The sequence below is a fragment of the Silicimonas algicola genome (assembly GCF_003148765.1).
In the GTDB taxonomy this organism is placed as follows: domain Bacteria; phylum Pseudomonadota; class Alphaproteobacteria; order Rhodobacterales; family Rhodobacteraceae; genus Silicimonas; species Silicimonas algicola.
The window spans coordinates 114,702-136,406 of sequence record NZ_QGGV01000009.1 but is presented as its reverse complement, the minus strand read 5'-3'; the positions used below and the strand labels follow the sequence as shown (position 1 = coordinate 136,406).

Here is a 21,705-nt window from a genome sequence, read left to right as displayed (position 1 = left end):
CCTGTCCGGCCCTCGGGCCACATCTCCGCCAAGGAACACCGCCATGACCGCACCCCGCACCATCTATGACAAGATCTGGGACGACCACGTCGTCCACCGCGCCGAGGATGGCACCTGCCACCTCTACATCGACCGCCACCTGGTCCACGAGGTGACGAGCCCGCAGGCCTTCGAGGGTCTGCGGATGACCGGGCGCGGCGTCCGCGCGCCCGAGAAGACGGTTGCGGTGCCCGACCACAACGTGCCGACCGACCCGACCCGCCTCGAGGGCATCAAGGACGAGCAGTCGCGCATCCAGGTCGAGGCGCTGCGGCAGAACGCCAAGGATTTCGGGATCGAGATCTATGACATCGACGATGCGCGCCAGGGCATCGTCCACATCGTCGGACCCGAGCAGGGCTGGACCCAGCCCGGCATGACCATCGTCTGCGGCGACAGCCACACCGCGACGCATGGCGCCTTCGGGGCGCTGGCGCACGGGATCGGGACGTCCGAGGTCGAGCATGTGCTGGCGACGCAGACGCTGATCCAGAAGAAGGCGAAGAACATGCTGGTCGAGGTCGAGGGCGACCTTGCCCCCGGCGTGACGGCCAAGGACATCACCCTGACGGTCATCGGCAAGACCGGCACGGCGGGCGGCACGGGCCACGTCATCGAGTACCGCGGCTCGGCGATCCGGGCGCTGTCGATGGAAGGCCGGATGACGGTCTGCAACATGGCGATCGAGGGCGGCGCGCGCGCGGGGCTGATTGCGCCCGACGAGAAGACCTTCGCCTATGTGAAGGGTCGCGCCCATGCGCCCAAGGCGGGGCAGTGGGAGATGGCGCTGGAATACTGGAATAGCCTGACCACCGACGAGGGCGCTCATTTCGACAAGGTCGTGCGCCTCAAGGCCGAGGACATCCCGCCGGTCGTGACCTGGGGCACCTCGCCCGAGGACGTACTGCCGATCACCGGCGTCGTGCCGGCCCCCGAGGACTTCCAGGGCGGCAAGGTCGAGGCCGCGCGGCGGTCGCTGGACTACATGGGCCTGACGCCGGGGCAGAAGCTGTCGGAGATCGAAATCGACACGGTCTTCATCGGGTCCTGCACCAACGGGCGGATCGAGGATCTGCGCGAGGTGGCGAAGATCATGGAGGGCAGGCGCGTCAAGGAAGGCCTACGCGCGATGATCGTACCCGGCTCAGGCCTTGTGCGGCTTCAGGCGGAAGAAGAGGGGCTGGCGCAGAAGCTTCAGGAGGCCGGATTCGAGTGGCGGATGGCCGGGTGTTCGATGTGCCTCGGCATGAATCCGGACCAGCTTGCGCCGGGCGAACGCTGCGCCTCGACCTCGAACCGCAACTTCGAGGGACGCCAAGGCTACAAGGGCCGGACGCACCTTCTGTCGCCCGGCATGGCGGCCGCGGCGGCGATCACCGGACGGCTGACCGACGTGCGCGACCTGATGTGAGGCGCCGCTGCCACGGCTGAGGCCGTCGCGGAAATCTTTCGCGGCGGCTCTCTACAGTCTGCACGGACTCTGATAAATTGGTTCCTCATGAGAACAAGTCGCGCAAGCAAGCGCGTCGTCATCATTGAGGAAGAGACATGTTTCTTGCACGTATGGCGGCCATCGCCACGGCGGCCCTGTGTGTGGCCGGTCCGGCGGCCGCAGCTTCGCTGACCATCACCTCGATTTCGGGCATCTGGTCGTCGTCGACCCCGACGGTGTCCGGCATCGGCTCGGAGGACATCAGTTGGGGCGTTCCCGCAGAGACCCGGAGAAGCGGCTATAGCTTCGACCATGCGGCAACGCCGGTCACGGTCGAAAGCGACAGCGACTTCGTCATCGGCACCTTCACCCACAACAACTTCCCGATCCGGGGCAGCTTCCTGCAAAGCGCGAACCTGCGTGTAACGCTGGAGATCGCTGGCTTGGCCAACCCCATCGTCTCGGTCTTCTCGTTCCTGCACGACGAGACGCCGAACAGCCCGGCACGCTGCCGCAACGGCGAGGCGAACGCACAGGGCGTGAACGCCAACGGCTGCGCCGACCTGGTAACGGCGACCCTGAACCAGGGCCGGTCCGAGGTCTTTTCCATCGACGGGGTGAACTATGTCCTCGACATCATGGGCTTCCAGTACCTTGGCCAGAAGCTGACGGATTTCTGGACGACCGAGAACCAGTCGAACGCCGCGCAGTTGCTGGCGGTGTTCTCGACCGACGTCGAACAGCCCGGTCCGGGACCTGATCCGGAAACCCCGTCCGAGGTTCCCCTGCCCGCCACCGCGCTTCTGCTTCTGGCCGGTCTCGGGGCGCTGCCGCTTCTGCGGCGCAAAGGCTGACATCCAGGAACGCGGCGTCCCTTCGCCGCGTCCTTTCTCACGCCTATCAGCCGTACAGGGCGTCACTTTTCGGTGACACTATCTGCCGTTGGTCATTAACCAACGGTTAGGTCAGTTGTTGCATGGATCGATTGTGGCCATACTGTGTCACTAGTGTGTGGAAATTCCGGCGACGCGCTGAGTCGCGCCGCGTGAGTAGGTGGTAGATGAAACTTCAAAGGTTCTTCGCGGTCCTTTGTGCCGCGCTTTGTCTGGGAGGCTCTGCATCCGCGGCCACCCTGGACATCACGTCAGTCCATGGCATCTGGGAAAACGCTGGCCCGGCCGTCAGCGGTCAAGGCACGTCGCGGATCAGCTGGGGTAAAAGCACGGGCTGGGGCAAGAGCGGATACACCTTCGCTCCGACGCCGGGCACGATCCATGCCGAGGAAGAGACGCCCTTCAACCTGGGCCTCTTTCAGCACCTCAACCATCCGATCAGGGGCAGCTTTCTCGAGACGACCGACCTGGCTGTCAGTTTCATGGTCGATGGGCTGGACCGGACGTTCACGTCAGTCTTCTCGTTCGCGCATTGGGAGACTGCCAACAGCCCCCGCACCTGCGCCAACGGCGAGAGGAACCGCCAGGGCGTCAACGCCGCAGGCTGCGCCGACCGCGTGACGGCGACGCTGAACCTCGGCCAGTCGGACAGCTTCGTCATCGACGGGGTGAGCTATGTCCTCGATATCCTCGGGTTCTATCGGGGCGGAGACGTGCTGACCGAGTTCTGGACGCGCGAGAACGCAATCAACTCGGCCTCCCTGGTGGGCGTTTTCCGGACGCTTCCCGGCGAAGACAACCCGCCCGAAGTGCCGCTGCCCGGCACGGCGCTTCTGCTGCTGGGCGGTCTGGCAGGCCTTGCTGCGGTGCGCAGGCGGCGCTGACTCAGGCCCAAAGACGACATCAGGGGCCCCTCACGGGGCCCTTTCGTCTGTCGTGCGCCCTTGCGCCCTGTCCCCTCGTGGGGCAGAAACGCTGCGGCTTCAGGAAAGGACCGCCGGATGGACAAATTCACCAAGCTCACGGGTATCGCGGCGCCGATGCCGCTTGTGAACATCGACACCGACATGATCATCCCGAAGCAGTTCCTGAAGACGATCAAGCGTACCGGGCTGGGCGTGAACCTGTTCGACGAGATGCGTTTCGACCGCGAGGGTAACGAAAACCCGGATTTCGTGCTGAACAAGCCGGCCTACCGGAATGCGCAGATCCTCGTCGCGGGCGACAACTTCGGCTGCGGTTCGTCGCGCGAGCACGCGCCCTGGGCGCTGCTGGACTTCGGCATCCGCTGCGTGATCTCGACGAGCTTTGCCGACATCTTCTACAACAACTGCTTCAAGAACGGCATCCTGCCCATCGCGCTGCCGCAGGAAGACGTCGACAAGCTGATGGACGACGCCGAGCGGGGCGCCAACGCTGTCGTCACGGTCGACCTCGAGAGCCAGACGATCACCGGGCCGGACGGCGGCTCCATTTCGTTCGAAGTCGACGAGTTCAAGAAGCACTGCCTTCTGAACGGGCTCGACGACATCGGCCTGACGATCGAGAACGCGGCTTCGTCCATCGACGCCTACGAGGCAAAGGCAGGCCAGGAGCGTCCCTGGGTCTGATCGATCCGACAACCACAAGATGCGGGGCCATTCTTCGGCGTGGCCCTTTTTTGTTTCTTTATTGATGCAATGTCGCACCATTCAGGACACGAAATTGTCCAGAAATTCATTTAGTTTTCAGAGGTTATTGCTGTGATGTCCGCAACAAGGCAGAAATGGGGCAACAATATGGCAGACCGTCGGACCGGACGGTTGGAACCGGACGAGCGGACCTGCCGGCCTGAAGGTCGGCGCCGCGACAAGGGGCAGAGGCAGTGATATACCGGCTGGTCGGCGCGGCGGTCCGTGCATTTCTCGTGGTTCTTTTGATCGCGACGCCGTCGCTGATCCTTCCGGGAATGTCGACGGATGTCTCGCAGATCGTCACGCTGATCGCGATCTTCGGCGCGGGCCTCACCTTCTTCGAATACGCCTCGACCTATCCGGGCCTCGTCGAGTTCCGCGATGCGCCGCCGTTCAATCGCATCCGCTTCGGATCGCTGTTCGTCACCGTGATCCTCTTGTCGCTTGTCACGCGAGGCTCGATCGCGCCGACGATGCTCACCTCGGTCATCGACGGCATCGGCGCCTCGGTCGGACGGCTGATCGATTTCCCCTATTCGCCGGTACGCCTCGTCGTGCTGATGCTGCCGCCCGAGGCGTCGGTGCGCCACGTCCAGCTTGTCCGGGACTCGGCCGGGATCGCCTATGTCATCTCGCTGGCGACCCTGGCGATCTTCGTCGTGGTGCAGCGCATGTACCGCTGGCCGCTTCAGCGCGGCAGCTTCAACGTCTGGATCAACCTGCCCACCTTCGACCCCACGGCGGGCGGCGACGTTGTGGAACGGCTGGAACGCGACGCGCGCTTTAACATCGCCTTAGGGTTTCTACTGCCATTCCTGACGCCGGCGGTCATCAAGTCGGCGACGGCGCTGTTCGGCGCCGTCACGCTGGAAAGCCCGCAGACGCTGATCTGGACGGTGGCGGCATGGGCATTTCTTCCGGCATCCCTCTTCATGCGCGGCATCGCCATGGGCCGGATCGCTGCACTTATCACGGAAAAGCGGCGCATGTCGTCGCAGGACGAAGGCAACGCCGGGCTCTTGCCGGTCTGATCCTTCTCTGCCTCGTCGCCGCGCCCGTTTGGGCCGAGCGGCTGAAGATCGCCACCTTCCACACCGAGCTTTCGCGCGACGGCCCCGGCCTGCTGCTGGAGGCCATCCTGTCGGACGGCGACCCCCAGGTGGGCGCAGTGGTCGCGGTGCTGAAAGAGGTGGATGCGGATGCGGTTCTGCTTCTCGACATCGACTGGGATCTGGGGGGCGTGACCCTGAACGCACTTGCGGATCAGGTCGGAGGCTATCCGCACCGGCTGGCTTTGCGACCGAACCGGGGGATGGACAGCGGTCTCGATCTGGACGGCGACGGGAGACTGGGCGGGCCCGGCGATGCGCAGGGCTGGGGCGAGTACGCCGGACAGGGCGGCATGGCGATCCTGTCGCGGCGGCCTGTCGCGATGGAGGAGGTCAGGGACTTCACCGGCCTCTCCTGGACCGACCTGCCGGGACATCGAGCGCCGAACGGAACGCCCGAGGCGCAGCGGCTGTCGACGACAGGGCATTGGGACGTGCCCCTGATCTTGGCCGACGGCACGCGCCTGCACCTTCTGGCCTGGCACGCGACGCCGCCCGCCTTCGAGGCGCGGAACGTGGCGCGCAACAGGGACGAGACGCTGTTCTAGTCGCAGTTCCTCGACGCCGGCTTCGGGCCGCCCCCGGAGCGGTTCGTCCTTCTGGGCGATGCGAACGCCGACCCCGAGCGCGGCGAGGGGGACAAGAACGCGCTGGCCGATCTTCTGGCTCGGCCGGACCTGACAGACCCGGAAGGCACACGAGGCATCACCGCGGACTGGACGGAGCTCGAAGGCGGACCCGGCGCGCTGAGGGTCGACTACGTGCTTCCGTCCGCGACGCTTGAGGTGATCCGCGCCGGCATCCACTGGCCCGAAGACGACGGCGCCAGAGACGCTGCCGCGCGCACGGCCTCACGGCATCGGCTGGTCTGGGTCGAGGTCGAGACGCGGCCCTGACCCGGCACCGCTTGACGCTATGGAACGCCCGCGCTAGGCCCCGTCCGACCCATTCAGGAAGGCGTTTCCCCATGAGCACCCCCTCGCTTCTCATCCTGCCCGGCGACGGCATCGGCCCCGAAGTCATGGCCGAGGTCCGCAAGGTCATCGACTGGTTCGGCGACAAGCGCGGCCTGAAGTTCGAGGTGAGCGAGGATCTGGTCGGCGGCGCCTCCTACGATGTCCACGGCACCCCGCTGACGGACGAGGCGATGGAGCACGCGCAGTCGGTCGACGCGGTGCTTCTGGGCGCGGTAGGCGGGCCGAAGTACGACGTCCTCGACTTCAGCGTGAAGCCCGAGCGGGGGCTGCTGCGGCTGCGCAAGGAGATGGACCTCTATGCCAACCTGCGCCCTGCCCAGTGCTTCGATGCGCTGGCCGACTTTTCGTCGCTGAAGAAGGACGTGGTGGCCGGACTGGACATCATGATCATCCGCGAGCTGACGAGCGGCGTCTATTTCGGCGAGCCGCGCGGCATCTTCCAGGAAGGCAACGAGCGTGTCGGCATCAACACGCAGCGCTACACGGAAAGCGAGATCGCGCGGGTCGCGCGCTCGGCCTTCGAGCTGGCGCGGAAGCGGGGCAACAAGGTCTGCTCGATGGAAAAGGCGAACGTCATGGAGTCGGGCGTTCTCTGGCGCCAGGTGGTACAGGAGGTTCACGACGCCGAATATCCGGACGTCGAGCTGTCGCACATGTACGCCGACGCGGGTGCGATGCAGCTGACGCGCTGGCCCAAGCAGTTCGACGTGATCGTGACCGACAACCTCTTCGGCGACCTCCTGTCCGACCTCGCCGCGATGCTGACCGGTTCTCTCGGGATGCTGCCGTCGGCGTCGCTGGGTGCGCCGATGGCGAACGGCCGTCCGAAGGCGCTGTACGAGCCCGTCCACGGGTCGGCCCCCGACATCGCGGGGACAGGCAAGGCGAACCCCATCGCCTGCATCCTGTCCTTCGCAATGGCGCTGCGCTATTCGTTCGACAAGGGCGACGAGGCCACGCGGCTTGAGGAGGCGGTCAACGCCGTCCTGGCGGATGGCCTGCGCACGGCCGACCTTCTGGGACAGGACGGCGCGGCGCCCGTGTCGACCGCCGAGATGGGCGATGCTGTCGTGGCGAAGTTGTCCGCCAGCCTTTGATCCGGTCGCGGGCGGCGCCGTTCGGGTGCCGCCACACGGTCGCACGCTCGCCCGATTTGGGTGGATAAGTCCGGCAGGACTCTTCTGCCAAGGACCTTCAGCGATGAGAGCCATTTTCGCCTGCGCCGTGATTGCGGCCACCGCAGGTCATGCGAACGCGAAGACGTTCGACGAGATGTTCCCCGGCCACAAGGGCTATGAATACGCCGAGGTGAACGAGGCGCTGCGCAGCTTCGACTACCAGCAGGGCACCGTGCTCTTGCCGGGCGGGCAGGCAAGGCTCGAGGTGCCGGAGGGCTATTATTATCTTTTCCCGCAGGACGCGAACGTCGTTCTGACCTTCCTCTGGGGTAACCCCGAGGCCGAGACCCTGGGCATGGTGTTTCCCGCCGGCATGACACCGTGGGACGATGAGGTCTGGGGCGCGGACATCAACTTCGACGCCATCGGCTATGTGTCGGACGACGATGCCGAGGACTATGACTACAGCTCCCTCATGCGCGAGATGCAGGCCGACGCCCGCGTGGCCTCGGCGCAACGCGTCGCGGACGGATACGATACACTCGAGCTTCTGGGGTGGGCCGAGCCGCCCCGCTACGACAAGGCGTCGCGGAAGCTGCATTGGGCGATGGAGCTGAAGTTCGGCGGCGCGGACGCCAATTCTCTGAACTACTCGCTCCGGGCTTTGGGCCGCGAGGGCGTCATGACGGTCAACTTCATCGCCGGGATGGATCAGCTCGCCGCAATCAAGACCGCGCTGCCCGATGTCGCGCGCATGGTCACCTTCGTCGACGGCAAGACCTATGCCGACTTCGATCCATCGGTTGACCAGGTCGCAGCGGTCGGCGTCGCGGGCCTGATTGCGGGCAAGGTCCTGGCATCCAAGGCCGGGTTCCTGGCGGTCGGGCTTCTATTCCTGAAGAAATTCGGGATCCTGCTCCTGCTTCCGCTTGTGTGGCTGAAAAACGCCTTCCGCCGAAGCTGACATCGGTGCTCGAGCCTTGACGCCGACGGCGGCGTGGTGTCGTTCTGGCCGCATAGCACTAGCGACCGGAATCCGATGAGCCTCGAGAAATCGAACCTGAAGGGCGTCGCCTTCGCCCTTTTCGCTTTCGCGGTCTACTCGGGCCACGATGTCGTCATCAAGTTCCTGGGCGAGAACATCTCGCCCTTCCAGATCCTGTTCTTCAGTGTCCTGCTCAGCTTTCCGCTGGTCACGCTGATGATGATGCGCGAGCGCACGCAGGGGAACCTGAGGCCGGTCCATCCGGGCTATGTCGCAGTGCGGACCATCGCGGGAACGATCACCGGGGGCTGCGCCTTCTACGCCTTTTCCGTCCTGCCCTTGGCGCAGGTCTATGCCTTCATCTTCGCCGCGCCGCTTCTGATCACCGTGCTGTCCATACCGATCCTGGGTGAAAAGGTCGGCATGCACCGATGGGCTGCCGTGGCACTTGGTCTGATCGGCGTCCTGATCGTGCTGCGCCCGGGGGCGGCGCCCTTCACGCTCGGCCATATCGCTGGCCTGACCGCGGCGGCGGGCAGCGCCATCGTCAGCGTCGTCACGCGCAAGATCGGGCGTGAGGAGCGGAGCGCGGTGCTGATGCTCTATCCGATGATGACCAACGTGATCGTCATGGGCGCGATCCTGCCTTTCGTCTGGGTGCCGATCGAGTTGGGACAATTCGGGCTTCTGGCGCTGATGTCGACGCTCGGGTTCATCGGGGGCGTGTGCAGCATTGCCGCCTATCGCAACGGCGATGCGGCCATCGTCGCGCCGATGCAGTATTCCCAGATCATATGGGGCGCGCTGTTCGGGCTTCTCATCTTCTCGGAAGTGCCGGACCGTTACACGCTCGTGGGCGCGTGCGTCATCATCCTGGCCGGCATCTACGTCGTCGTGCGCGAAAGCCTGGGCGGGTCGAAGCACACCCCGGTGCTCGAGACCCGCACCCAGCCGCGCACGCCCTCGGGCATCACCATCAGCGCCATGCTGAGAGACCGTGCGGTGCGCGTCCTGCCGGGACATGAGGCCCTTGCAAAAGGGGCGGAAGCCAAGTAATCCGCCCCGCACGGTCGGGCAGTGGCGCAGCCTGGTAGCGCACCTGCTTCGGGAGCAGGGGGTCGGAGGTTCGAATCCTCTCTGCCCGACCAAGATCGACGCGGGCCCCTTCGGGGGCCTTCTTCGTCTGGGGGGAGGCCCGATGCTCGTCACCATTTCGCCCGCCAAGCGGCTCGACTGGACCGGGCGTGAGGGGGTCACGACCGAACCCGAGTTCCTGGCCGACGCCTCACGGCTGGCGGGGCACGCGCGGCAACTTTCGCTCAAGGCGCTGAAGGGCCTGATGGACCTGTCCGACGACCTCGCGCGGCTGAACCGCGAGCGGTTCCGCGACTTCGCCTCCGACCCTGGCGACGCGACGACCCGACCCGCAATCCACGCCTTCGCGGGGGATACCTATCGCGGCTTCGATGCCGCCTCGCTGGGTTCAGACGACATGGCCTGGGCGCAGGATCACCTGCGCATCCTCTCGGGTCTCTATGGCGTTCTACGCCCGCTCGACGCCATCCAGCCCTATCGGCTGGAGATGGGCAGCCGCCTGAAGACGCGGCGCGGCACGACGCTTTACGCCTATTGGGGCGACAGGATCGCAATGGCGCTGAACGAGGCGGCCGAGGCCGTCGGCACCGATGTCGTCGTCAACTGCGCCAGCCGCGAGTATTTCTCGGCCGTGGAGCTGAAAGCGTTGAAGCCGCGCGTCGTCACGCCAGAGTTCTACGAGGTGACGGGTGGCACGGGGCGGATGGTCGGCGTCTTCGCCAAGGTCGCACGGGGCGCCATGGCGCGCTTCATCGTCGACAACCGCGTGACGACGGTCGAGGGGCTGCGCGACTTCGACCTTGGAGGCTATCGCTTCGTTGCGGCCGAAGGCGACGGCGCAAGGCTGATATTCCACCGCGACGAGGACGTGCGGGACTAGGCGCGGGCGGCATCCGCCGCCTCGAAAGCGATCGCCTGCTGGAGCGGTTCGCTGTGCGGCGGCCGGGCGGCTTCGATGTGCCGGATGAGCTCGCCCTTCTTCACGGGCTTCGTCAGGTAGTAATCGATCCCCGCCGCCAAGATCTCTTCGGCGTCGCCTTCCATCGCGTGCGCCGTGATGGCAACGATGGGGCAGGGCATGGAACCTTCCGAGGCCTCGATGCGACGTATGCGGCGCGCGGCCTCCTTTCCGTCCATGCGCGGCATCGAGATGTCGGTGAAGACGATATCGGGCCGCCACCACTGGAAGATGTCGACCAGCTCCTGTCCGTTTTCGGCGAAGACGAGGTCGATGCTCAGGGATTTGAGCATCTTTTCGATGACCATGCGGTTGGTTCGGTTGTCCTCGGCCACGAGAACGCGCGCGAGGCGGGGTCCGGTCTCCCGGGGTGGCGTGTCGACGAGGTCGAATTCGGGTTCTGTCGCGTCGAAACACGCATCGAGTTGAGCGCTGTCGTCGTCGGGGGTCGTATCAGAGGTGACGGGACCCAGGACGGGCATATCGACCAGGACGGCGGGCGTAAAATCGCCCTCAGCCTCTGGCTGACTCTGAGGCTCCGGGGGGAGGACCGAGCGCAGGACGCGCAGCATCTCGGCGCGCAAGACGGGGCGTTGCAGGGCGCCCGCGAAGGCGGTCTGGCCTTTCGGCATCCGTCCGATGGTGTCGGTCACGAGGAAGATCGCAGCAGGGCGGTGATGGGCGGACACATCGGTTGCAAAGACCTCGACGTCTTCGGCCGCGTCGCTGCCGATGAAAACGATGTCCTCGGGTCCCGGCGGAAGCGCGTCGATTTCCTGCCTCGACGCCGCCACGACCGAGCGGAGGCCCATCAGCCCGAGTTGCTTGATGAGAATGTCGCGGTTCATGCCGTCGCGATCGAGGACGATGGCGCGGTGCATCCATCCGGGCGCCGAAACCTCGTCCGAAGCCGCGTCCTCGACGATCGGAAGCGTGATCTGGAAGCCGAAGACCGACCCCTGCCCTGCTTCGCTGTCGACCCAGACGTCGCCCTTCATCAGCTCGATCAGCCGACGCGTGATCGCAAGACCCAGGCCGGTACCGTCGTGAGTTCTGTCACGGTCGTTCTCGACCTGGTGAAATTCGCGGAAAATGTCGCCCAGCTTGTCGGAGGGGATGCCGACGCCGGTATCCTCGACCGTGAGGTGGATGCGGTACTCGGTATCGGCTTCGACCGGCAGCCCCACGACGCGGATCGCGACATGCCCTTCGGACGTGAACTTGATGGCATTGCCCACGAGGTTGGTCAGCACCTGCCGGATCCGTCCCGCGTCGCCCAGATAGCTCGTCGGCATGAAGAGGTCGTAGTCGACGGCGATCTGAAGCCCCTTGTCCGACGCACTGGGGCTGAGCAGCATGACGACGTCGTGGATGCAGCGTTCCAGATCGAACGGCCGCGCCTTCAGACTGACCTTGTCGGCCTCGATCTTGGAATAGTCGAGCACGTCGTTGATGATGACCAGAAGCGCCTCGCCCGAGGTGCGGATGGTGTCGATATAGGCGCGCTGCTCGTCGTCGAGGTCGGTCTCGGCCAGAAGGTCGGCCATTCCGATCACGCCGTTCATGGGCGTCCGGATCTCGTGGCTCATGTTGGCGAGGAAGGCCGACTTGGCGCGGTTCGCCGCTTCGGCGCGTTGGCTCGCCTCTTGCAGGGCATGCTCGCGCTCGATCTGGTCGGTGATGTTGAGCGCCAGCGTGACGAGGTCCCCATCGCGCGTGCGGCGGTCGATGAGCTTGATATAGGTTCCGTTCCAGACCTTGAGGACCGCGCTTTCGATGCGGTTGGCCTTGAGCCGGTCCAGCATCTTCTGCTTCCACGTCGCCGCCTTGATGCGGCCGGTGTCGACGATGCCTTCCTCAGCCAGAAGAGCGAAAAGCTCGGACAGCGCGATGCCGGGCCGCACCATCTCGAGCCCGTCGAAGATCGCGAGATAGGCGCGGTTCGCCGCAATCAGCACGTCGTCGGGACCGAAGACCGCGAAGCCGTCGCGGATCGTTTCAAGCGAGTCCCACAGCCGCCGCTCGGCGATGGTGATCGCGCTTTCGGCGGTGCGCAGGTTTTGCTGCGCGCGGTCATACCGTTCCTGAAGCAGGGCCGCCTCGGTCCGGACGCTCGCCACCTCTTCCTGCGTCACCGCGATCTCGCTCGACAGGTGGCGGGCGTGAAGCGACAGGCTTTCGTTGGCCTGGTAGAGTTCGGACTTCATCTGCTGGAGAAGCCGCTCGGCCGCGAGCCGGGCGCGGCGCTCGGAGGCCAGTTGGTTCGACAGGTCCATTGCGTGCGCTCCCTCTCGGCAACGCACTCGTTATGAAATCCTTTAGGTAAACGAAGGCTTAAGCGTCATAGACGCTCGATCGCCAGCGCGATTCCCTGCCCGCCTCCGATGCACATTGTGACCAGCGCCCGCTTGCCGCCGATACGCTCGAGTTCGTAGAACGCCTTGATGGTAAGGATGGCACCCGTCGCGCCAACGGGGTGACCCAGTGCGATGGCGCCGCCGTTCGGGTTGACCCGCGCCGGATCGAGGCCGAGGCCCTTGTTGACGGCGAGCGCCTGCGCGGCGAAGGCTTCGTTCGATTCGATCACGTCGAAGTCGGCGACTGTCAGGCCGGTGCGCTTCAAGAGCGCCTCGACCGCGGGCACTGGACCAATGCCCATGACCTCGGGCCGGACGCCGGCGTGGGCGTAGCCGACGATCCGCGCGCGTGGGGTCAGTCCTGCCGCCTGCGCCGCCTCGGCGGTGGCGAGGACCAGAGCCGCGGCGCCGTCGTTGATGCCGCTCGCGTTGCCGGCGGTGACGCTGCCGTCCTTCTGAAAAGCCGGGCGTAGGGACGCGAGCTTGTCGAGAGAGGTCTGCTTGGGGTGCTCGTCCGTGTCGAACGCGACCGTTTCGCGCTTCACCTTCACCTCAACGGGCACGATCTGGTCCTTGAAGCGCCCCTCGGCGATGGCGCTCGCCGCGCGTTCCTGGCTCTCCATGGCGAAGGCGTCCTGCGCCTCGCGGGAGACGTTGTGTTCCTTCGCGACATTTTCCGCGGTGACGCCCATGTGACCTGTGCCGAAGGGACAGTTGAGCGCGCCCAGCATCATGTCCTGCGCGCTGGCGTCGCCCATCTTCTGACCCCAGCGCGCCTGCGGCAGGATGTAGGGCGAGCGGCTCATGCTCTCGGCGCCCCCGGCAAGTCCGAAGTCGGCGTCGCCGAGCGTCAGCGCCTGGACGACCGACACGATCGCCTGCGCGCCCGAACCGCAAAGACGGTTCACGTTCATCGCAGGTGTGCCGCTGGGGATACCTGCCTCCATCGCGGCCACGCGGCTGAGGTACATGTCGCGCGGTTCGGTATTGATGACGTGACCGAAGACCACGGTGCCGATCTGCGAGGGCTCGACTCCCGACCGCTCCATTGCTGCCCTTGCCACGGTCGCGCCGAGGGTGATCGGCGCCACATCCGCCAGGCTGCCGCCGAAGGTGCCGATGGCGGTCCGTGCGCCCCCGAGGATGACGATATCCTTCATGTTCTTCACTCCGAGTCAGGTCGGCTCAAGGAAACAGGTTCGCCCGCTCGCGGCCAGTGCGGAAATTTTCTGCGACGGAAATGCCTGCCAGCTCCGTTGAATGCACATGATCGGAACATGGAGTGCATACCGATGGACAAGAACAAGTTGAAGATCCTGCTGGCCACCACCCTGATCGCCGCCGGCGCAGGGATGGCGATTGCGCAGGACACTGCCACGACGCCCGACGCCGAAGCGACCGAAGCCGGGCCGATGGATTTCGCCACGCTTGACGCCGACGGCTCGGGCGAGATCACGGTCGAGGACATGGAGGCGATGCGCGCCAACCGCTTCGCCGAGTTCGACACGAACGGCGACGGCAATGTCACGCTCGAGGAGTTCACCGCCCACGCGCAGGCGAAGGCAGCCGAGCGGGCGGGCGAGATGTTCGGACGTCTCGACGCCGACGGCGACGGAAACCTCAGCCGCGACGCGCTTGAAGCCCGCATGGGCCGCGGGGGTCCGGGCGCCCGGATGATCGACCGCTTCGACACCGACAACTCGGGAGGTGTGAGCCAGGAAGAGTTCGACGCCGCGAAAGAGCGGATGACCGAGCGTCGCGGCATGCGAGGCGGACATGACGGGGAAAAAGGCGGGTGGCACAAGTTCCGCAACTGACGCCAGCCGCATGCGAAGCCGGATTGCCTGACGGGCGGTCCGGCGCTACGCCGGGGTCGCGATGGACGGACAGAACTCAAGGCCAGACGCCCCGGCGGACGAGGCGCCCGACGCGGCGCTTCTCGTCGCCTTCGCCAATGGTGACGCGGCGGCGGGGCGCGACCTCGTCGCCCGCCTCGCCCCGCGGCTGTTCGGTTATTCCGTGCGCGTCCTGGGCGACAGGGCCGAGGCCGAGGACGTGGTGCAGGAGACCATGATGAAGCTGTGGAAGGTAGCACCGGACTGGCGGCAGGGTGAAGCTCAGGTCTCGACCTGGGCCTACCGGGTTGCGGTCAACCTCTGCACCGACCGCCTGCGGCGGCGAAAGGTGCGCGGTCAGGTCCCGCTGGAGACCGTGCCCGAACCGGAAGCCGACATCGCCTCGGCGGTCGACCGGATGACCGAAACCGCGCGCGCCGATGCCTTGCAGGCGGCGCTGGACGAGCTGCCCGACCGGCAGCGCCAGGCGGTCGTCCTGCGGCATCTCGAAGGTCTGTCGAACCCGGAGATCGCGGCGATCATGGACATCGGGGTGGAGGCCGTCGAAAGTCTGACCGCCCGCGGAAAGCGCGCCCTTGCGGCCATCCTGGCCGGGCGCAGGGAAGAACTGGGGTATGACAATGGATAGCTCTCAGGACGGCCGCGATGATCGAGCGCTGGACGCGCTATTCGAGGCCGGGCGCGCAAGGCCTCCCCTGCCCTCGTCCGCGTTTCTTTCGCGCCTCGAGGCCGACGCGGTGGCGTCCCTGTCGCAACGCCCCGTCGAGACCGCCCCCCGGCGGCGGGGCCTCCCCCGGCGGTTCGGCTTCCCCGGGATCTTCGCTGCCTCGGGATTGTCTCTTTCGGCGGCGGCGGGCGTGATCATCGGCTTCGCCTCGCCGGACCTCGTCAGCCCCTATACGACGCTGTCCGACACCGGCGACGATATTGCGACGCTCTACACCTTCCTTCCGGGCGCTGATCTTGCCGCCCTCGACGAGTGACCCCATGACCGACACCTCGCCTGAACAGCAGCCGAAGCCTGCCACGCCGCGCCACCGAGGGCGCTGGGTGATGCCCCTTCTCTTCGTATCGCTCGCCGTTAACCTTCTGGTCGTGGGACTCGTGGTCGGTCACGCGCTGTCGCCCGATGCCCGCTTCGAGCGTGAAGGGCGGCCCGCGCGCGGGGTCATCGGAGAACCGTTCATCCGCGCGCTGCCCGACGCCGACCGGCGCGCGCTTATGCGCGATGTGATGCAGGACCGTGACCGGATCCGGGAAAGTCGCGAAAGCCTGAAGCAGCGCTTCGAGGCGTTCCTCGCCGCCCTGCGCGCGGTTCCTTTCGATTCGGACGAGGTGCGCCGCCTGCTTCTGGAACAGCGCGAGGCCGCGGTCGGACGCCAGGAAATCGGCGAAGCACTGTTGATGAAGCGCCTGGACGAGATGAGCGACGACGAGCGCGCCGCTTACGCCGACCGGCTGGAGGAGTCGCTGGCGCGTCTCAGGCGGCGCTGAACTCGACCCGATTCCGACCTGCGGACTTGGCACGGTAGAGGACTTTGTCCGCGATTTCGAAGGCCTGCGAGATCGGCGTCATGCCGGAGCCACCGATCCTGTCGAACGTTCCTGTCAGGGCGGCATGGTGGACTAGGGTGTCGATGCAGTGGACGGCGACGCCAATGCTGGCCGTCACCGGTACGCTGCGGTCGGCCTCGAGCGATACCGGTCTGGAAGAAATCGCGTCGCGCAGTCGTTCCGCCGTGCGCTCGACCTCGCGGCCCTCGGTCTCGGGCAGGATCACCAGGAACTCCTCGCCTCCGTAGCGGCAGACCAGGTCGCAGGCTCTCAGGTTGTCGCGCAGCCGTGCCGCGGTCTCGACCAGAACTCGGTCTCCCGAGGTGTGGCCGAAGCGGTCGTTGATCTCCTTGAAATGGTCGATGTCGATAAGCATCAGTGCAAAGCCCCGTTCGTCGTCATGGGCGCGAAGCACCATGTCGGCCAGGTAACTTTCGGCGTATCGGCGATTGTAGAGACCGGTCAGCGGATCGGTGGCGGCCAGTCGGTAGCTTTGTTCGTCGGACTGCCTGAGGCTGTCACGAAGACGCTTGCGCGAAAGCATCGCGTCGATGCGGATTGCCAGCTCTTCTCCGGTGGAGCTGCCGGCGGCGACGTCGCCTGCACCCAGATTCAGGGCGCGCGTGGCGATGTCGGGACGGTCGCCCGGATGGACGACCAGTACTGGGGCATGACGCGAATGGCTGCGGTCGCGCAGTTCGGGTAAAAGCGTGTCGAGAGACAAATACCCCGGTCCGCTGACAAAGACGTAGGCCTCGGGAGCTGCGGCGCTCGCATCGTCCCTCAGAACCTCGTCGAGCGAGGGCGTGTCGAAGCGATGCGGGAGGGTCGTCCCGAGGATATTGGGCAGGGCCGGCATCGAGGCGAGGTCTCCCACGCAGGCCACATGCGCGCGACGACGGAACCCTGCCGCGGCCTCGGCGAACCCGAAGCTTGTGGCGGTCGCGCGACGCCGCTCGCACTCCCTCTCGGTCTCGCCGTCGCGCAACAGGCCCCGGATCCGCGCGAGAAGAAGCGCATCCGGCATTGACCGGCTGAGGATGTCGCGCGCGCCTGATCGCAGGGTTTGAAGCCGGCGCATTGGCGAAGGCGCCGTATCCAGACAGAGGATCGGGGCATGGGCCAGACCTGGCGTGCCTCGCAGCCCGGAAATAACCTCGCCCGAAGAGCCCCCGTGAAGGCCGAGGACGATAAGGTCGGGTTCGGGTGCGTCCAACCGCCCTGCCTCGGCCGGGGTTTCGGCGCTGGCGACGCGGTGGTGGGCCTGCTCGACCAGAGCGGACAGCCGTATCCGGTTGGTGGCGACCGAATCGATGACGAAAACGCACTTGGGCATTCGGTTGGGCTTTCGTTAAACAGCGAGGACCGATGCCGTCAGTTTTGGCGAAAACGGTTAACGAAACCTTTCCGGGAGCCAGGCCAGCCGAGGTTTGGCAGCACGCCGCGTATTTGACAGCGAAGCGGAATGATCGCTTGATGCAACTGAACGGATGGGAGACCGCATGACCCCCCTCTCGCGCGATTCAGCCGAGCTTCTCGCCATTGAGGCCCTGTCGTGGCTTGTCGGCAACGACGATCTCTTGCCGACGTTCCTGGGAGCGACGGGTGCGACGGAGGCCGATCTGCGGGAAAGGGCGAGGGATGCGGACTTTCTGGCGTCAGTCCTGGATTTCCTGTTGATGGACGACGCCTGGATTTCGGCCTTCTGCCAGTCGGCCGACTACAAGCCCGACTTTCCGATGCGCGCCCGCGCGGCCCTGCCGGGCGGTGCCGAGGTCAACTGGACCTGATCAGGCCGTCTCGCGCCGCGCCTTCTGACTGGACGCCGGGGTGTTCTGATCAATGAAGTTCAGCACCAGCGGCCGGATGTTGTTTCGCCAGCTCTTGCCGGCGAAGATGCCGTAGTGACCCGCCTTGGGCTCGAGGTGCGAGGCCTTCTTCGAGGCGGGCAATCCGGTCAGCAGGTCCAGTGCGGCGAGGCACTGTCCCGGCGCCGAGATATCGTCCTTCTCGCCCTCGACGGTCTTGACCGCGACGTCCGTGATTGCGCCGATGTCGACCTTCCGTCCTGCGACGGTGAAGTCGTTTCGGGCAATCTCGCGGTTCTTGAATATGCGTTCGACGGTCGAAAGATAGAACTCGGCCGTCATGTCCATCACGGCGAGGTATTCGTCGTAGAACTTGTTGTGCTTGTCGTGGTCGCCCGCTTCGCCCTTGGCGACGCGCACGATCTGTTCGCTGAACGCCCGGCTGTGCGTTTCGCCGTTCATCGACATGAAGGACGAGAGCTGCAGCAGGCCCGGATACACCTTTCGGCCGACCCCGGCATACTTGTAGCCGACGCTCTGGATGATGAATTGCTCGAGCTGCCCCATCGTCACACGGCGGCCAAAGTCGGTCACATCGGTCCGCGCGGCGTCGGGGTCAATGGGACCGCCGATCAGCGTCAGGGTGCGGGGCTGCGCCTTGGGCTCTTCCGCCGCGAGATAGGCGGTGGCGGCAAGGGCCAACGGCGCGGGCTGGCAGACAGCGATGACGTTGATCGATGGACCCAGATGCCGGATGAAATCCGACAGGTACATCGTGTAGTCCTCGACGTCGAACTTGCCGGCGCTGACGGGAATGTCGCGCGCGTTGTGCCAGTCGGTGATCCAGACTTCCGCGTCCGGTAGCAGGCTTTGAACCGTCGAGCGCAGGAGCGTGGCGTAGTGCCCGGACATGGGCGCAACGAGAAGGATGCGGCGTTTGCGTTCGGCGCGTCCCGAAGCGCGGAAGCGGATCAGGTTGCCGAAGGGGCGCGACAGTTCGGTCTGAACCGTCACGACGTGGTCGCGGCCGTCGTCGCCCACGATCGCGTCTATCCCCCAGTCGGGCTTCACGACCATGCGCGAAAAGCTGCGCTCCGTCACCTCGCCCCAAGCCGCCATCAGGCGGAATACCGGGTGAGGCACCGCCCCGAAGACCGGGTAGGACGCCATGGCGAATGCCGTCGCACCGATCCACTGGTTGGTGTTGCGGACCGTTTCCATCAGATCGTAGGTCATCATCTGTCGCATGGACATATCCCTGCTGCGCCAAACCTGCCTTTGCCATGACGCCGGGTCACGAGTAAGGTTCCAGCAGGATGCTGCAGATGCAAAGTAGGTCGGATAGTAGCGCATGACAACTGAAGAAACCGGAAACGAGGCCGAGCGGCTGGAGCTGTTGAACAAAAACCTCGCCCGGATCGAGGAATTGTCGCAGCGTCTTGTCGCTGCGCTGGCTCACAAGAAGTCGTCTCCGTCCGGTCTTCAGGGCCCCGGCCACGAGCTCTATGCCAAGGCCGCTGCCGCCTACATGTCGGAAATGGTGACGCACCCGTCGAAGATATTCGAGAACCAGGTCCAGTATTGGGGCAAGGCGCTGACCCACTACCTTGAGGCGCAACAGACCCTGATGCAGGGAAAATTGGCCCCTCCGCAGGACACTGGCCCCAAGGACCGCCGCTTTTCGAGCCCACTCTGGGACGAGCACCCCTATTTCAACTTCATCAAGCAGCAGTACCTGCTGTCGTCCGCCGCGATCGCGGATGCCGTCGACGATCTGGACGAGCTGGATTCGAAGGACAAGAAGCGACTGCGATACTTCTCGCAGCAGATCATCGACATGATGAGCCCGACGAATTTCCTGGGAACGAACCCCGAGGCGCTCGCGAAGGCGGCCGAAACCCAGGGACAGAGCCTTGTCGACGGGCTCGAGAACCTCGTCCGCGACATCGAAGCGTCGGACGGCGAGCTTCTGGTGACTCTGGCCGACAAGAACGCCTTCAAGGTCGGCGGAAACATCGGGACGGCGGAAGGCTCGGTCGTCTATCGAAACGAGTTGTTCGAGCTGATCCAGTACGCGCCGACCACCGAGAAGGTGCACCGGGTCCCGCTTCTGATCTTCCCGCCGTGGATCAACAGGTTCTACATCCTCGACCTGAAGCCGCAGAACAGCCTGATCCGCTGGATCGTCGACCAGGGCTATACGCTGTTTGTCGTATCCTGGAAGAACCCCGACGCCTCCTACCGCGACTTCGGCATGGACGATTATGTCGAGAAAGGCTTCCTGACGGCCATCGATCAGGTCAAGGAGATCACCGCCCAGAAGAAGGTCAACGTCATCGGCTACTGCATCGCCGGCACGACTTTGGCCCTGACGCTGGCCCTGATGAAGAAGCGGAGGGACACATCCGTCGCCTCGGCCACTTTCCTTACGACGCTGACCGACTTCGAGGACCAGGGGGAGGTCGGCGTCTTCCTGTCGAACGATTTCTTGGACTCGATCGAGGAACAGGTTCAGCGCGTGGGCGTGCTGGAAAGCTTCATCATGAGCCGGACGTTCAGCTATCTCCGTTCGAACGACCTGATCTACGGCCCCGCCATCCGCAGCTACATGATGGGAGAGGCGCCGCCCGCCTTCGACCTTCTCTACTGGAACGGCGACGGCACGAACCTGCCCGCCCGCATGGCCATCGAATATCTGCGTGGCCTCTGCCAGGAGAATCGCTTCGCCCGCGACGGCTTTACCGTCCTGGGCGAAACCGTGCGCATCGGGGACATCAGTGTGCCGCTCTGCTCGGTCGCCTGCGAAACCGATCACATCGCCGCATGGCCATCGTGCTACCAGGGCGTCCGCCGGATGGGCAGCAAGGACCGGACCTTCATCCTGTCGGAAAGCGGACATATCGCGGGCATCGTGAACCCGCCCTCCAAGAAGAAATACGGACATTACGTCAACGACGACTGGCCCGAGAACGCGTCGGATTGGCGCGAGGCGGCCCAGCACAGTGATGGCTCGTGGTGGCCGACGTGGGAGGCCTGGCTGGCGGGGTGGTCGGGCGCGATGATCGCCGCGCGTACGCCCGGCACCGAAAAAGGACATTCGATCCTCGCGGCGGCTCCTGGAACCTACGTCACGGAGCATCCTGCCCTCGCGTGACGATTTTTTTGCCCTGGAACCGCGGATTCGGGGGCTATTACCAGACCAAGTTACTGAAATCGTGATATTTTAAATTATTGCTGCACTGCAGCATTGCCTCTTGATTTCTGCGCTGCAGCGTGTATGTATTGTGCACACGCAGCAACGCGGGTCCTCCCCGCCAGCTAACCAGGAGAGAGACCAATGGCCAAAGCCACACAAGACTACACCAAGATGATGAAAGACATGATGGGCACCTTCCCCGTGGACACCTCCGCGATGCAGGAAGCGTTCAAGACGCAAGCCTCGTTCGCCGACCGTATGTCGAAGGTTGTTCTGGAAGCCGCCGAGAAGTCGACCGAGATTTCCGCCAGCTGGACCAAAGCCACCATCGGCAAGCTCGGCGTCGTGACCAACGTCAAGGAAGACCCGGCCGACTACACCAAAGCCATGACCGACTTCGCTTCGGCCCAGGCCGAGATGAGCGCCGAGTCGATGGCGTCCTTTGCCGAGATCGCGAAGAAGGTCCAGATGGAGACCGTCGAGCTGATGCTCGCCGCCGGCAAAAACTTCGGTGACGACGCCACGAACGCCGTCAAGAAGGCCACCGATGACATGACCGCCGCCGCGAAGAAGGCAGCCGTCAAGTAAGATTTCGAGTTCAGATCGCCAACTCCTCCCTGTTGGCATCTTACCTCCGGCGGGTCCTTGCGGCCCG

General features: G+C 65.1%; 20 protein-coding genes, 1 tRNA gene and 1 pseudogene. 18 read left to right on the top strand and 4 right to left on the bottom strand.

The features are described from left to right. The first annotated feature begins 43 nt into the window (after positions 1-43). From leuC to yaaA, 11 genes and pseudogenes are all read left to right on the top strand, one after another. The gene (gene leuC / locus C8D95_RS17265; RefSeq protein ID WP_109760447.1) at positions 44-1,450 is read left to right on the top strand and encodes a 3-isopropylmalate dehydratase large subunit; all 1,407 of its coding nucleotides are present in this window, start codon (positions 44-46) and stop codon (positions 1,448-1,450) included. 137 nt (positions 1,451-1,587) lie between these two features. Next, positions 1,588-2,325, top strand: a complete 738-nt coding sequence (locus C8D95_RS17260) for a THxN family PEP-CTERM protein (protein WP_109760446.1) — start codon at positions 1,588-1,590, stop codon at positions 2,323-2,325. A 206-nt stretch (positions 2,326-2,531) separates the two neighbouring features. After that, positions 2,532-3,248 carry a THxN family PEP-CTERM protein gene (locus C8D95_RS17255; protein WP_109760445.1) on the top strand — a complete coding sequence of 239 codons (717 nt, stop codon included), beginning with the start codon at positions 2,532-2,534 and terminating at the stop codon, positions 3,246-3,248. A 117-nt stretch (positions 3,249-3,365) separates the two neighbouring features. Continuing rightward, entirely contained in the window at positions 3,366-3,974 is a 609-nt protein-coding gene (gene leuD / locus C8D95_RS17250) for a 3-isopropylmalate dehydratase small subunit (RefSeq protein ID WP_109760444.1), read from the top strand. A 254-nt stretch (positions 3,975-4,228) separates the two neighbouring features. Beyond that, complete coding sequence (locus C8D95_RS17245; protein WP_109760443.1) at positions 4,229-5,068, top strand: hypothetical protein; 840 nt, start codon at positions 4,229-4,231, stop codon at positions 5,066-5,068. A gap of 128 nt (positions 5,069-5,196) precedes the next feature. Further along, a pseudogene (locus C8D95_RS17240) lies at positions 5,197-6,042 on the top strand (endonuclease/exonuclease/phosphatase family protein). 71 nt (positions 6,043-6,113) lie between these two features. Then, positions 6,114-7,220 (top strand): 3-isopropylmalate dehydrogenase, encoded by a 1,107-nt coding sequence (gene leuB / locus C8D95_RS17235; protein WP_109760442.1) that lies wholly within the window; start codon positions 6,114-6,116, stop codon positions 7,218-7,220. A gap of 103 nt (positions 7,221-7,323) precedes the next feature. Then, positions 7,324-8,205 (top strand): DUF2167 domain-containing protein, encoded by an 882-nt coding sequence (locus C8D95_RS17230; protein ID WP_206508372.1) that lies wholly within the window; start codon positions 7,324-7,326, stop codon positions 8,203-8,205. A gap of 75 nt (positions 8,206-8,280) precedes the next feature. After that, complete coding sequence (locus tag C8D95_RS17225) at positions 8,281-9,282, top strand: DMT family transporter (protein WP_109760441.1); 1,002 nt, start codon at positions 8,281-8,283, stop codon at positions 9,280-9,282. Positions 9,283-9,297: 15 nt separating this feature from the next. Continuing rightward, positions 9,298-9,374: transfer RNA gene (locus C8D95_RS17220), tRNA-Pro, on the top strand. A 50-nt stretch (positions 9,375-9,424) separates the two neighbouring features. Continuing rightward, positions 9,425-10,201: a peroxide stress protein YaaA gene (gene yaaA, locus C8D95_RS17215; protein WP_109760440.1), complete on the top strand. Its 777-nt coding sequence runs from the start codon at positions 9,425-9,427 to the stop codon at positions 10,199-10,201. Here the strand turns inward: yaaA and C8D95_RS17210 are convergent. Further along, a complete protein-coding gene (locus tag C8D95_RS17210; RefSeq protein WP_109760439.1) occupies positions 10,198-12,555 on the bottom strand; it encodes an ATP-binding protein in 2,358 nt (785 codons plus the stop codon). The genes yaaA and C8D95_RS17210 overlap by 4 nt on opposite strands. Positions 12,556-12,620: 65 nt before the next feature. Further along, positions 12,621-13,796: an acetyl-CoA C-acyltransferase family protein gene (locus tag C8D95_RS17205; protein WP_109760501.1), complete on the bottom strand. Its 1,176-nt coding sequence runs from the start codon at positions 13,794-13,796 to the stop codon at positions 12,621-12,623. Positions 13,797-13,928: 132 nt separating this feature from the next. Between C8D95_RS17205 and C8D95_RS17200 the strand changes: the two genes are divergently transcribed. The 4 genes from C8D95_RS17200 (at position 13,929) to C8D95_RS17185 (ending at position 15,986) form a co-directional block, all read left to right on the top strand. After that, the gene (locus C8D95_RS17200; protein WP_164721763.1) at positions 13,929-14,453 is read left to right on the top strand and encodes an EF-hand domain-containing protein; all 525 of its coding nucleotides are present in this window, start codon (positions 13,929-13,931) and stop codon (positions 14,451-14,453) included. Positions 14,454-14,514: 61 nt separating this feature from the next. Beyond that, positions 14,515-15,120, top strand: coding sequence for an RNA polymerase sigma factor (locus tag C8D95_RS17195; RefSeq protein ID WP_109760437.1), 606 nt, complete (start codon positions 14,515-14,517; stop codon positions 15,118-15,120). Beyond that, positions 15,113-15,475, top strand: a complete 363-nt coding sequence (locus C8D95_RS17190; protein ID WP_109760436.1) for a hypothetical protein — start codon at positions 15,113-15,115, stop codon at positions 15,473-15,475. The genes C8D95_RS17195 and C8D95_RS17190 overlap by 8 nt, the downstream gene beginning before the upstream one ends. 4 nt (positions 15,476-15,479) lie before the next feature. Continuing rightward, positions 15,480-15,986, top strand: a complete 507-nt coding sequence (locus C8D95_RS17185; RefSeq protein WP_109760435.1) for a periplasmic heavy metal sensor — start codon at positions 15,480-15,482, stop codon at positions 15,984-15,986. On the opposite strand, the gene C8D95_RS17180 is transcribed toward C8D95_RS17185, so the two are convergent. Beyond that, a complete protein-coding gene (locus tag C8D95_RS17180; protein WP_109760434.1) occupies positions 15,973-17,382 on the bottom strand; it encodes a diguanylate cyclase in 1,410 nt (469 codons plus the stop codon). The genes C8D95_RS17185 and C8D95_RS17180 overlap by 14 nt on opposite strands. A 166-nt stretch (positions 17,383-17,548) precedes the next feature. On the opposite strand from C8D95_RS17180, the gene C8D95_RS17175 reads away from it, so the two are divergent. Further along, a complete protein-coding gene (locus tag C8D95_RS17175) occupies positions 17,549-17,836 on the top strand; it encodes a DUF3572 domain-containing protein (RefSeq protein ID WP_109760500.1) in 288 nt (95 codons plus the stop codon). Here the strand turns inward: C8D95_RS17175 and phaZ are convergent, their stop codons facing one another. Next, positions 17,837-19,102 (bottom strand): polyhydroxyalkanoate depolymerase, encoded by a 1,266-nt coding sequence (gene phaZ / locus C8D95_RS17170; RefSeq protein ID WP_109760433.1) that lies wholly within the window; start codon positions 19,100-19,102, stop codon positions 17,837-17,839. Positions 19,103-19,205: 103 nt separating this feature from the next. Here phaZ and C8D95_RS17165 point away from each other — a divergent pair, with 103 nt between their 5' ends. Then, complete coding sequence (locus C8D95_RS17165) at positions 19,206-21,008, top strand: PHA/PHB synthase family protein (protein WP_109760432.1); 1,803 nt, start codon at positions 19,206-19,208, stop codon at positions 21,006-21,008. Positions 21,009-21,191: 183 nt separating this feature from the next. Beyond that, positions 21,192-21,638: a phasin, PhaP gene (locus tag C8D95_RS17160; RefSeq protein WP_109760431.1), complete on the top strand. Its 447-nt coding sequence runs from the start codon at positions 21,192-21,194 to the stop codon at positions 21,636-21,638. The last annotated feature ends 67 nt before the right edge of the window (positions 21,639-21,705 follow it).